Source organism: Xanthomonas cannabis pv. cannabis, assembly GCF_000802365.1.
Lineage (GTDB): Bacteria > Pseudomonadota > Gammaproteobacteria > Xanthomonadales > Xanthomonadaceae > Xanthomonas > Xanthomonas cannabis.
Window position 1 is genome coordinate 1 of record NZ_JSZE01000139.1, and the last position, 12,399, is coordinate 12,399.

Consider the following 12,399-nt stretch of genomic DNA (forward strand, 5'->3'; position numbering starts at 1 on the left):
CCCATCGCCAGCGCCAGTTCCTGGCAGATCGCCAGGCCCAGGCCACTGCCGCCATAGCGCGAGGTGGTCTTGGCACCATCGCCTTGTTCGAAGCGCTGGAACAAACGCGCTTTCTGGTCGGCATTGATGCCAGGGCCGGTGTCGGCCACTTCGAAGCGCAAGCCCTGGTACGAGCCCAACGTGGTCAGCTTGAGCCCCACCACGCCGCGCTCGGTGAACTTGATCGCGTTGTTGAGCAGGTTGAGCAAGATCTGACGGATGCGAGTGGGGTCGCCGCTGGCGGTGATGTCGCCCAGCAAACCTACTTCCAGGCTGAAACGCAGCCCGCGCTCCTGCGCCAGCGGTGCCATCAGGCCTTCGACCTCGGCAACCAGCTGGCGTACCGAGAACGGCTGCAAATCCAGCTCAAGCCGCCCGGATTCGATGCGTGCCAGATCCAGCGCGTCGTTGACCAACCGCAGCAGGTGCGCGCCGGCACGGCGGATGGATTCGGTATAGCTGCGTTGCTTGGTATCCAGCGTGGTCTTGAGCAGCAATTCGCTCATGCCCAGCACGCCGGTCATCGGCGTGCGCACTTCGTGGCCCAGTGTGGCCAGAAAGCGCGTCTTGGCCAGCGAGGCCTGCTCGGCCAGTTCCTGCTTGTGCACCGCCAATTGCCACGCGTTCAGGCGGCGCAGGCGACGGCGGTAGAGCAGCACCGCGGCAATCACAATACTGAGCGCGAGCAGGCCAAACAGGGTCATGCCCCAGGGCGACCACCACCACGCCGGCAACACCTGGAACCGCAACTGCTGGCTTTCCGACCAGATGCCGTCGGCGGTACGCCCCTGCACTTCCAGCGTGTAGTGTCCGGCGGGCAGGCGCGAAAACAGCCGCTCGCCGCTGGAGCCGACATCGATCCAGTCCGGGTCGTAGCCGCTCAAGCGAAAGCGGTAGCTGGTGGACTCGGGATTGGTGAAGGTGGGCATGCGCGCGACGATGTGCAGGTCGCGATCGCCGTCCTGCATCTGCAGCGGCGTGGTGCCGGTGACATCCAGGCTGCGTTCGCCACGGCGCAGGCCCACACGTTCGATCAGCAGCTGCGGCCGGCGTGCGTTCGGCCGCATCGTGGACGGATCGAACACCACGACCCCATCGGAGGTGCCACCCAGTATCTGGCCGGTGCGGGCCTGCACCAGCGTGGCGATCTGCATGGGCGAGCTGGGCAAACCGTCGTGCACGTCGTACACGCGTACCAGCCTGCTGGCAGGGTCGACGCGAATCAGCCCCCGGTGACTGGACACCCAGGCCACCCCACCGGCGTCGATCACCATGCCGGTCGGTGCCACCTTCGGAAACTCCTGCTCCCTTCCTGCGGTATCCAGGTGCTTGAGCTGGGCGCCATCCCATAAATACCGCCGCAATTCGCCGGCCAGCCCCACCCAGACGATGCCGCCATCTCCCAGGCGGAACACATACGTTGGCAGGGCAGCCGCGCCGGGCACCGCAACGAAGCGGTCCGCTTTCGGGTCCCAGCGCCACAGGCCGGCCTTGTTGCTCAGCCAGATCTGTCCATCGGGCCCGATCCGCATGTCCAGCACGGTCAGCGCCTTCAGCCCATGGGTTCCGTAGTCGATCGTCCTGAGCAGTTGCCCCGCGTCGCTCCACAGCTGGATGCCCTGCGTCATCAGCGCCACCCAGATGCGTCCCTGTGCATCTTCGGCCATCTTGCCCGGCCTGCCCGCATTGTCCGGGTCGACCGTGGGATCGATATCCTGCAGCAGCGGCCAACGCTTGACCTGCCGCGTGCGCGGGTCGTAGCGCACCAGGCTTTCCTGTACGCCGATCCAGACCATCCCCTGCCTGCTTTCGAAGATGGTATCGGGGACGCGCCTTGGATCGATCCTGGCCAGATGCCGCGTCACCTTTCCGCTCAGCGGATCGAAGTACTCCAGCACGCCTCGCGTCCCCACCATCCAGACACCGCCCAACGCCGAAGGCGCTATGGCAGCGATCGACGGATTGGAGAGCGACTGCGGATCATCCTCATGATGCGAGAACACCGCGAAGGTGTCCCACCGCGGTGGCAGATGCCACAGCCCGCCCTCGAGGCTGGCAAACCACAGCCCCCCTTCCCGGTCCTGATAGGAGGCGATCCAGTTCCGATTGACCAGCCCGTGCGCCGAGGCACTGTAGATCGGCACTTTTTTTATAGGCGCGTCGCCACTGCTGATGCCCAGACCAGCGTCGGTGTCCAACCAGTAACGCCCGCGCCTGTCACGCAGCAAGACACCTCTTACCTGCGGTCCGGTGGCAGCGATCTGCCACGGACGCGATGTGGCGTGCGTAGCGGTGTCCAGCCGGAACGTGTTGCCCAGCAGATCGGCGACCCATAGCACCCTTCCGCCCGATTCCAGGTAGAGCCTGTTGACGGACTGGTCCGCGACCGGGAGCGGCACGCGCTGCATGCGTTCACCGTCCCACCGCACAAGTCCGCCCCAGGTGCCGATCCACAGCGTATCGGACGCGACCTCGAAATTGACGATGCTGTCGGACGGCAAGCTGTTGGGATCGGCACCGGTGGCGGCAAAATGCTGCATGCGCCCGTCTGCCCGATAGCGGTACACCCCCTGCTTGCCGGTCCCGATCCAGAGGTCGCCGTTCGGTGTCTGCGCCAATGCCCACACCATGGCATCGCGCAGTTCCGGAAACTGCGGATCTTCCAGCCGCTTGAAGGTGCGTGTGGTTGCTTCCAGGAAGCCGACGCCGCCATCCTCGAAGCCCATCCACACCCGGTCCTTGGCATCCACATAGACGGCCCAGACCACATTGCTGGGCAGGCCATCTTCCATTCGCCAGATGCGGTAGTTGCGGCCATCGAATCTGGCCAACCCGTCATCGCTGGCAAGCCACAGATAGCCCTGCTTGTCCTCGGCGAAGTCATTGACCGTGTCGGACGGCAGTCCGTCGGCAACCGTCAGCTGGACGGGCGCCGGTGTGGCCGGCATGCGCGCCTGTGCCGGAAGCACAATCAGCCACAGGCACAAGCAAAGCGCAGCATGCAGCCGATAGGCAAAGCGGGATGAGAGGCGCACCGGGAGAGTTTCACAACAAGTCGGCGCATAGTGCGGGCCACGCGCGGTATGGGCAAGCCCGCGCATGCGCGTGTGCGACTCATCCCTCTGTTTCGCCGCGGCGCGCACAGGGGAGACCGCTGGCCTTGATCAGTGCTGCAGCGCTCCGCAGCCAGGCGTGCAAGGCGACTGCTCCCTGAACAGGGCCGATGCCTGGCGAAATAATCGCCACCTCGCATCGATGCCAAACCGTCGTGTCACTCACTCACCAGGCCGCAGGCTTCCCGCAGCGCTGTCGTGCGGGTGGATTAGCGGGCGCCATCGTAGGGCCGCGCCTTTCGCAACGCATCTGCAACGGTGTCGGCCAGCATGTCACCGGTCAGCGGCTTGCGCAGGAAACTCTCGAACCCTGCCTCCCTGGCCGCAGGTTCGGCCGCCTCGTCCGAGCGTGCGGTCACCGCGATCAACGGCATCTGGTAACCGAACACGCGCAGTTGCCGCGCCAGTGCAAACCCGTCCAATCCGGGCAGATCCAGATCCAGCAGCGCCAGGTCGAAGGTGTTGTCGGCGGCCTCGGTGAGCGCAGCCAGGCTATGCGGTGCATGCACCACCGAGTGCCCCTGCGAGCGCAGCAAACCAACGATGACCTCGGCAATCGTCGGGTCGTCTTCCACCAGCAGGATGCGCTGCGGAGCGACCGCAGCGCTGGCGCGCGGCACTTCGCCGCCCAGCGGTGCATTGGAAGCGACCCAGCGCAGTGGCAGGTCCACGACGAATCGCGTGCCAGACCCGAGCCGGCTGATCACTTCGATATGCCCGCCCATCGCCAGCGCCAGTTCCTGGCAGATCGCCAGGCCCAGGCCACTGCCGCCATAGCGCGAGGTGGTCTTGGCACCATCGCCTTGTTCGAAGCGCTGGAACAAACGCGCCTTCTGGTCGGCATTGATGCCAGGGCCGGTGTCGGCCACTTCGAAGCGCAAGCCCTGGTACGAGCCCAATGTGGTCAGCTTGAGCCCCACCACGCCGCGCTCGGTGAACTTGATCGCGTTGTTGAGCAGGTTGAGCAGGATCTGCCGGATGCGGGTCGGGTCGCCGCTGGCGGTGATGTCACCCAGCAAGCCCACTTCCAGGCTGAAACGCAGCCCGCGCTCCTGCGCCAGCGGTGCCATCAGGCCTTCGACCTCGGCGACCAGCTGGCGTACCGAGAACGGCTGCAAATCCAGCTCCAGCCGCCCGGATTCGATGCGTGCCAGATCCAGCGCGTCGTTGACCAACCGCAGCAGGTGCGCGCCGGCACGGCGGATGGATTCGGTATAGCTGCGTTGCTTGGTATCCAGCGGGGTCTTGAGCAGCAATTCGCTCATGCCCAGCACGCCGGTCATCGGCGTGCGCACTTCGTGGCCCAGTGTGGCCAGAAAGCGCGTCTTGGCCAACGACGCCTGCTCGGCCAGTTCCTGCTTGTGCACCGCCAATTGCCACGCGTTCAGGCGGCGCAGGCGACGGCGGTAGAGCAGCACCGCGGCGGCGATGATGCAGAGCAGCAGCAACCCCAGCGCTGTCAGACCCCAGGGCGACAGCCACCACGGCGGCATGACCCGAAAGCGCAGCGTCTGACTTTCCGACCAGATGCCATCGGCGGTGCGTCCCTGCACTTCCAGCGTGTAGTCCCCGGCGGGCAGGCGTGAGAACAGGCGCTCACCACTGGGACCGACGTCGATCCAGTCCGGGTCGTAGCCGCTGAGGCGGAAGCGGTAGCTATTGGATTCTGAATCGGCAAAGCTCAGCAGGCGCGCCACGATATGCAGGTCGCGATCGCCGTCCTGCATCTGCAGCGGCTGGACATGACTGACATCCAGCCCGCTCTCGCCGCGTCGCAGCCCTACCCGCTCGATCACCAGCGGAACGCGGTGCTCGTTGGGCTTGAGCTCGCGGGGATCGAAGATCACCAACCCGTCGGGGGTGGCACCGACAATCATGCCCTTGGAAGATTGCACCAGCGAGCGCGCCACGAACTGCGGGTTGGGCAACCCGTCATGCACGCCGAAGACGCGCACGCCACGTGTGGCCGGATCGACGCGGATCAGGCCACGCATGCTCGACAACCAGGCCACTCCATCGGCATCGATCACCAGACCTTGCGGCGCCAGCGCGGGAAACTGCTGCTCGGCACCGACCGTATCCAGGTGCTGCAGGCGGCCGTCTTTCCACAGGTAACGCTGCAGCTTGCCCAGGCCGGCCAGCCAGGCGACCCCACTGTCGCTGAAGCGAAAGGTAAAGATCTGCTCTTCAGGCGCACCGACGATCGCCTCGAAGCGGTCGCTGGCCGCATTCCAGCGCTGCAGGCCCTGACTTCCAGCCAGCCACAGCACGCCGTCGGGACCGTTCTGCAGATCGTGCACCACCACATCGTAGTCCAGGCCGTGGCTGCCGCGCCGCAATCGGCGCAGCACGCGTCCCTCCTCGTCGCGTTCCTGCAGCCCGGTCGTGGTGCGCACCCAGATGTGTCCATCGGCGGTCTGCTGCAGCGCTTCCATCGCTACATCCAGTGTTTCATCCTGGTCGTCGCCCTGCGATTGCTCGTCGGCCATCTTCCAACGCCGTAGCGCGCCGCTGGACGGGTCGTACCGGACCAGTTCTCCAAAATGGCCAACCCAGACCCGGCCCTTGCGATCTTCGAGCACGCTGTAGGACCAACTGCTCACTCCCAAGGTCGGCAACACGCGCTCCATCTTGCCCACCGCAGGATCGACCCGCTCGAGCGCACCGGAGGTTCCTACCAGCCAGAACCGCCCATCGCTGGATTTGGCTGCGGCCTGGATAGCCAGGTTGCCGCCATGGTTGCCGTCCTCCTTGGAATTGAACACCACTGCGAATCGGCGCCAGTTCGAGGGTAAATGCCAGAGCCCGCCGTTGGGACTGGCGAACCACACGCCACCTTCGCGATCCTGATAGGCCGACTCCCAGTTGGGACGGATGCGACCATGCGCCGCCAAGCTGTACAACGGCACGTTGCTCACCTCCTCGCCGATGGCGTGGCCAAGCCCATCCATGGTGTCGAGCCAGTAACTGCCGTCGTGGTCACGCAGCAGCAGGCCGAGCACCGGAAATTTGGCGGGCACCTTCCACTGATGCGGATGCAGCGAGCCCTCGGCATCGCGTCGAAACAGCTGGTCGTCACCGGTTCCTATCCACACGCTGCCGTCGGTGTCGGCAGTGAGCCGGGTGATGATCTGCGACGTGCCGCGCGGAACCGCCTGCCGCTCGAAATCCGTGCCGGTCCAGTGCGCAGCGCCGTCAGCGGTTCCCACCCACAGCACGCCGCGGGTGTCGACCTCGAGCCGGTAGATGGCGTTGTCGGGCAAGCTGCGTGGATCGTCGGCGCGATGCACGAAGTGGTCCAGCGCCCCGTCCGGCCGCAGCCGATACAACCCGTTGCTTTCGGTTCCGAACCAGATGCTGCCGTCGTCGGTGGACTTGATGTTCCAGATCGCTGCGCCGCGCAGTGCGGGGTAGCGCGTGCCGTCGTAGAAGGTGAACCGATGCCGCGACGGGTCCAGCATGGCCAGACCCGCCATCCCGGTGCCGACCCAGACGCGGTTGTGCCTGTCGACGTGCACCGCCCACACCTGGTTGTCGCGCAGCCCATCTTCGATTCGCCAGATGCGGAAGTTGCGGCCGTCATAGCGCGCCAGTCCATCGCTGCTGGCCAGCCACAAATAGCCGTTGGCATCCTCGTCGAAGCCATACACCACGTTGGACGGCAGACCGTCGGCCACCGTCAGTTGACGCGGCTGCGGCAATACCGGGACACCGCCCAATGCATGTACCGGCCATACGCACGCCGCCACCAGGCACAGCAGCAGCATGCATCGCGTCATCAGCGAGGCCGGCAGCACGCGACGTGGAAGGCAGTTGGGGGGCGACATGCGGTTGTTGTTTCCTTTGGGCCCATAGTGAGGACAGCGCACCATGCTGGCAACACGCGACCGCCTCGCCGGTGCGTCGCATGCGCTGCACCGCGACCGGCTAGACGTGCGGTCGCGATGCAGGGCGCGCATGGCCCGCGTGCGGACCCGGTCACCCGGGCATGGACGCGGACTGTTCGCGCACGCGCGCCGCAGCTCGCGCCGCTGCAATCGCATCCATCAACATGTCGGCAGTGACCGGTTTGCGCAGGAACCCGTCGAAGCCGGCGCTGTGCGCCTGTCGTTCCGCATCGCCGTCGGCGCGCGCGGTCACCGCCAGCAGCGGGAAGGCGTGGCCCAGTCGACGCAGCTGAGCGGCCAGCGCCACGCCATCCAGGCCGGGCAGATCCAGGTCCAGCAGCGCGATGTCGAAGTCGCCGTCGACCGCCTCCGACAGCGCTGCCAGACCATGGGCAGCGTGCACCACGCAATGGCCGCGCCCGCGCAGCAGGCCGCAGATCACCTCCGCTACGGTCGGGTCGTCCTCCACCAGCAGGATGCGCAGTGGCTCGCCGGATCGAGCTGGCGACATGCGGGTCGTGCTGCCAGACCTGCAAGCCGATGCCGTCATAGCGCGCCAGGCTGTCGCTGGTGGCGGCCCACACATAGCCTTGCCGGTCCTGCGTCAGCGCCAGCACCATGCGCGACGGCAGCCCCTCGGCCGGGCCGAACCGGCGCATGCGTGGCGTCTCGATCTGGGTCACCGCCGCCGCATCCATGCCGATCAACAGCACCATCGCAGCAAGCACGAACAGCACTCCATTCTTCATCGTCATCCCTGTCCCGGCCATTCGCACGGTTGCGCGTACTCCCGCGCCGGACTTCACTGTACCTGCTCTGCCGCCTCTGGCGTTCTAACCGTGAGTGCCGCCGCCCTGCGCATCCTCGGCGTCGGCGAGCGCGCGTGCCAATGCAGTGGCCAGCAACTCACCGGTCACCGGCTTGCGCAGGAAGCCGTTGCACCCGGCCGCCATCGCCTGCGGCTCCGCATCGGCATCGGCGCGCGCGGTGACGGCCACGATCGGAAAGCGCACCCCGCGCGCACGCAACTGCGCCACCAGCGCCGCGCCATCGATGCCGGGCAGGTCCAGGTCGCACAGGCCGGCGTCGAAGCTGCGCGTGCTCACCTCGGCCAACGCGGCCAGACCGTGCAGCACATGGGTCACCTGGTGCCCGCGCGTCTGCAGCAGGCCGATCATCACCTGCGCCACGGTCGGGTCGTCTTCGACCAGCAGCAGGTGCAACGGTGCCTGCTCGCTGGCCGGCACCGCACGTGCCGACGCCGCTGTCGCCATCGGCAATGCGGCCACCCAACCCAGTGGCAGCTCCACCACGAAACACGCGCCCTGCCCCAGTTCGCTGCTGACGCTCACCGCACCGCCCATGGCCGCCGCCAACTCACGGCAGATCGCCAAGCCCAACCCGCTACCGCCATGCCGGGCCAGGGTCAATGCGCCTTCGGCCTGCTCGAATCGCTGAAACAGCCGCCCGCGCTGCTCGGCGCTCATGCCGGGGCCGGTGTCGCGCACCTCGACCCGAATCCCCTGGCCAGGACTGTGCGGCACCGCCAGCACGCGCAGGCGCACGCTGCCACGCTCGGTGAATTTGACCGCGTTGAACAACAGGTTGAGCAGGATCTGCTGCACCCGGCTGGCATCGCCGTGCAGGGCCGGCGGCAGCGCGTCGTCCAGGTCGCACTCGAACGCCAGCTGCTTCTGCTCGGCACTGGGGCGCACCAACTCCACCACCTGCCGGATCAACTGCCGCAGATCGAAATCGCGGTAATCCAGCGGCAGCTTGCCGGCCTCGATGCGGGCCAGGTCCAGGGCATCGTTGACCAATCGCAGCAAATGCTTGCCAGCGGACTGGATCGCACCGGCATAGCCCTGCTGGCGCGCGTCCAGCGGCGTCTGCAAGAGCAGCTCGCTCATCCCCAGCACCCCGGTCATCGGGGTGCGGACCTCGTGGCCCAAGGTGGCCAGGAACCGCGTCTTGGCCAGCGAGGCCTGCTCGGCCAGCTCGCGCTTGTGCTGCGCCAGCTGCCATTGCGCGCGCATGCGCACGCGATGCCGATAGGCCGCGGCCAGCAGCGCACCGAGCAACAAACCCAGCATGCAGATCAACGCAATGCCCACCTCGCTGCGCCACCAGGGCGGCAACACCGTAAACCGCAGCGATTGCACCTGCGAAGCATTGCCGAGCGGATCGATTCCCTGCATCTCCAGATCGTAGTTGCCCGGCGGCAATGATGAGAACTCGCGCATGCCCGCAGCGCCGAGCTCAACCCACTCGGTGTCGAAGCCCTGTAGCCGGGTGCGGTAGTGATTTGCCATCGGATCGACGAACGACAATAGCCTTAGGTTAATGCGCAACTGACGATCGTCCGGCGCCAGCGAGAAGCCGCCACCGATCGGCAACGCACGACGTCTGTCGGCCTGCAAGACGCTTACTGCCTCCAGACGCATCTGCGGCGTGAACGAGGGAATGTCAGGCGCCTTGGTATCGATCAACAAGGTAAACCCGTCCGCGGTCCCACCGACCAGGACACCGTCATTGGACATCAACAAACAGCGACGACTGAACTCCTGGCTCGTCAGTCCATCGCGCGCACCGAAACTGCGAATCTTGGCGCGTGCCGTTCGCGGATCGATACGCCACAGGCCACGCGCGCCGGCCAGCCACACGCGACCGTACATATCCAGTTCAAGACCATACGCGTCCATGGCCGGAAAGCCTTCGGCAGCAGGTATGCGACGGACCCGTGTCCAGCTTCCGCCACGAAGCTCCCAGTGCTCGATGCTTCCCGGGATGTAAAGCCAGACGTGATTCTGATCCTGGACGACAAAGCGCTGAATGAAATCGCTATCCAGTCCTGGCAGCCGCGTAAATCGATGGGTTCTCGTGTCCCAGGCACGGAGTCCGCCACTTCCGCTGATCCAGACGCGTCCATCGGGCCCGGTGCCGATCTGGTAATGAACTGCCTCCTGCAGACCATGCAGATCCGTTTGAGAAATGGTCTCCAGAACACGCCCTGTTGCCAGGTCACGCCGCTGTATCACCTGCTCGAAAGCGGCCCAGATAGAGCCGTCACCGGGCTCTCCAAGCCAGAGCACAGCCTCGCCTGGCCCATCGCTGCTGAAATGGGTCAGCTCGCCGCTGGTCAGGTCCAGTCGCGATAACGCATGGCGCCCGTTACCGAGCCATAGCTGCCCGCGGCTGTCTTCCAGCGCTGATGAAACCTCCATATCGCCCAGGTCATCATGCTGGATACCGGCCTGTATCAGCGCACCGGACGAGGTGTCGTAACGCAGCAGCCGCCCGTTTTTATCGAACTGCCACAGCCCGCCCGAACGATTGGCTGGCGCAAGACTGCAACTGATCCCCTTGCCTTGATCGTTCACCTGCTTGAAGACTGCCGTACGACGCCAATCTTCACGCAGGTAGGCAAGGCCGCGACCATGCAACGGCACCCAGATGCCACCATGCGGACTGCGCCAGATGGTGGCGACATGTCGATTGGATACCAACGGGTCGTCGCCGTTGTTCACCGGCATCGGTGGATGACCGGGTCGGGTATGCCAAAGCCCCTGCTCGGTGCCCAGCCAGAATTCGCCATCCCCTGCATCGGCCACCGTCCAGACACGGTTGCCCGTCGCAAACATCGATGCCCAGCTCGGCGTATGCCAAGCGCCGGAGGCATCCATATAGCGCAATCCCGAATCCATGGAGGCCCACAGTCGTTGCCCGACCCACTGCAGTGCATTGATACCGCTGGCATCCCCACCTGGCCAGACGCGGTGCACCGCCTGCCCGTCGTGATACGCCAGACCGGCGAGCGTGCCGATCCACATGCGTTCACGTTCGTCCAGCGTCAGGGCATAGACCGGACTGGGCTCCAGCGGATGGTCCATCTTCGACAGATCGAGCGAGCTGAAATTTCCCTTGGCATCCAGCCGCAAGACGTTGCCGGTCGACATGCCGAGCCAGATCTCATCCCCCCGCCCGGCGATGGCGTAGATGTCCCCCTGCGACAGTGCAGGGACGTCGTCAGGCAGATAGGCGGTCAGCTTGCTGCGGTCGGCGCTCAACATCGCCAGCCCGGCGCCGGCCAGCGCCAGCCAGATACGGTCCTGATCGTCGATATACATCGCTTGCAGAACATTGCTCCGCAGCGAATAACGGTCGGTCGGATTGTTGCGCCATACCTTGAAGTCGGCGCCGTCATAGCGCACCAGCCCATCGGAGGTCGTCATCCACAGATAGCCGGCACGGTCTTGTGCAATTGCGGTAATCATGGTCGAGGGCAGACCCTCGGCGGCACCCACGATCCGGAAACGCGGGATAGCCGGAACTCCCGCAAGCACCGGGAACGCCGTCAGCAGCAAGACCAGCACCAGCAACACACCACGCATGCAGGAATCCCTTCCTCGTCCAGCCGGCATGCTCGCAATGGATCGTTGCAAGCGCAAGCCGCGCGCGTGCCGCCGGGATGTGTCTAGAATCCGCCCATGACGCCTCTTGCCCGCCTGCTGCTCCTTCCCGCCCTGGCATTGACCAGCCTGGCCGCTACCGCCGCGCCGGTGCGTTATGCACTGGACCCGGTGCACACCCGGGTGCTGTTCGCGGTCGAACATGCCGGGTTTTCCAAGGCGTTGGGCACCGTGTCCGGTAGCAGCGGCACGCTGGTGTTCGACCCCGAAGACTGGGCGTCGGCACGGCTGGACGTCACCGTGCCGCTGCAGCGCGCCGACCTGGGTGATGCCAAATGGAACCAGGCCACCCTGGCACGCAACCTACTCGATGCCGAGCGGTTCCCCGACGCGCATTTCGTCTCCACGCACGTGGAAACCAGCGGCGAGAACCGTGCCAAGGTCACCGGCAACCTGACCTTGCGCGGCGTCACCCGCCCCGTGACCCTGGACGTCACCCTCAATGCGCTCAAACGCTACCCGCTGCCACCGTTCCGCCGCACCGCCGGATTCTCGGCCACGGCCACGCTGAGCCGTGCCGCGTTCGGCGTGGATGCGTGGAAATCGATGATCGGCGATACGGTCGAACTGCGCATCGAAGCCGAAGCCGTCCGCGAAGGACGCGCCGACGACGACGCGGCGCCACCGCCAGCCACCTCCCCAGCGCCGCCCACCAGCCAGGAATCCGGCACATGAGCCTGAAGAACATCGAACGCTGGGGCGGCATCAGCCAGACCCTGCACTGGTTGATCGCAGGTCTGATTCTGGTCCTGGGCATCGTTGGCCTGACCATGGGCGAGCTGCCCAAGACACCGAAGTATTTCTGGGTCTACACCGCGCACAAGTCGCTCGGACTGACCGTGCTGGCACTGGTGATCGTACGGCTGGGCTGGCGGCTCTATGCGGGGGCGC

The 12,399-nt window shown here is 65.8% G+C and carries 6 protein-coding genes and 1 pseudogene; 3 read left to right on the top strand and 4 right to left on the bottom strand.

Translation table 11 applies throughout. The features are described from left to right. The 3 genes and pseudogenes from OZ10_RS18110 to OZ10_RS18120 form a co-directional block, all read right to left on the bottom strand. On the bottom strand, positions 1-2,987 hold a 2,987-nt coding region (locus OZ10_RS18110), incomplete at its 3' end, for a ligand-binding sensor domain-containing protein (protein WP_052210065.1). A gap of 374 nt (positions 2,988-3,361) precedes the next feature. Further along, positions 3,362-6,979, bottom strand: coding sequence for a hybrid sensor histidine kinase/response regulator (locus tag OZ10_RS18115; RefSeq protein ID WP_425598956.1), 3,618 nt, complete (start codon positions 6,977-6,979; stop codon positions 3,362-3,364). Positions 6,980-7,130: 151 nt separating this feature from the next. Then, a pseudogene (locus tag OZ10_RS18120) lies at positions 7,131-7,535 on the bottom strand (response regulator); the annotation flags it as partial. A gap of 122 nt (positions 7,536-7,657) precedes the next feature. On the opposite strand from OZ10_RS18120, the gene OZ10_RS18125 reads away from it, so the two are divergent. Next, entirely contained in the window at positions 7,658-7,876 is a 219-nt protein-coding gene (locus tag OZ10_RS18125) for a hypothetical protein (protein WP_039413469.1), read from the top strand. Here OZ10_RS18125 and OZ10_RS18130 read toward each other — a convergent pair. After that, positions 7,873-11,430, bottom strand: coding sequence for a hybrid sensor histidine kinase/response regulator (locus OZ10_RS18130; protein ID WP_039566361.1), 3,558 nt, complete (start codon positions 11,428-11,430; stop codon positions 7,873-7,875). The genes OZ10_RS18125 and OZ10_RS18130 overlap by 4 nt on opposite strands. A 96-nt stretch (positions 11,431-11,526) precedes the next feature. Between OZ10_RS18130 and OZ10_RS18135 the strand changes: the two genes are divergently transcribed. Further along, entirely contained in the window at positions 11,527-12,183 is a 657-nt protein-coding gene (locus OZ10_RS18135) for a YceI family protein (protein ID WP_039566365.1), read from the top strand. Further along, a partial coding sequence (locus OZ10_RS18140; RefSeq protein WP_039566367.1) for a cytochrome b occupies positions 12,180-12,399 on the top strand: 220 nt, incomplete at its 3' end. The genes OZ10_RS18135 and OZ10_RS18140, both read left to right, overlap by 4 nt.

Coding starts and splice junctions, on each gene's coding strand:
- OZ10_RS18115 (WP_425598956.1), bottom strand. CDS start 6,979: ATGTCGCCCCCCAACTGCCTTCCACGTCGCGTGCTGCCGGCCTCGCTG.
- OZ10_RS18125 (WP_039413469.1), top strand. CDS start 7,658: ATGCGCGACGGCAGCCCCTCGGCCGGGCCGAACCGGCGCATGCGTGGC.
- OZ10_RS18130 (WP_039566361.1), bottom strand. CDS start 11,430: ATGCGTGGTGTGTTGCTGGTGCTGGTCTTGCTGCTGACGGCGTTCCCG.
- OZ10_RS18135 (WP_039566365.1), top strand. CDS start 11,527: ATGACGCCTCTTGCCCGCCTGCTGCTCCTTCCCGCCCTGGCATTGACC.